Source organism: Streptomyces sp. IBSBF 3136, assembly GCF_036815105.1.
GTDB lineage: Bacteria > Actinomycetota > Actinomycetes > Streptomycetales > Streptomycetaceae > Streptomyces.
In genome coordinates, this window is the sequence record NZ_JAJSZC010000511.1 from 1 (window position 1) to 342 (window position 342).

At 77.8% G+C, this 342-nt stretch carries 1 pseudogene; it reads right to left on the reverse strand.

From position 1 onward, the window contains the following. Window positions 1-141: 141 nt before the first annotated feature. Window positions 142-342 (reverse strand): annotated as a pseudogene (locus tag V7E45_RS40505) (hypothetical protein); the annotation flags it as partial.

Here is a 342-nt window from a genome sequence, read left to right on the forward strand (position 1 = left end):
GATCCCGTCCCGGCCCCCGCATCGCCTACGGCGGACGCGTCCCCGTCCGCCGCACCTCCCCGCACCTCGTCATTGCGCAGCCGGCTGACCGGCCGGACCCGTAGCGAGGCCGGCGGGCCGAGCGCGACGCAGGCCCCTGCCTCACATTCCGGCGCCGACGAGCGTCCGGATGCCCGGCCCGGCCAGGACGACACGACGAGCCCTCCGCCCCAGGCCGGACCCGCCGACGCCCGCACCGAGCCCTCCATCCCCGAACACCGCCCGGCGAGCGGCGACGAGGAGACCCCCGAGACCGCCGAGACCCCCCGCACCGACGAAGCCCGAGAAGCTCCCCCCACCACG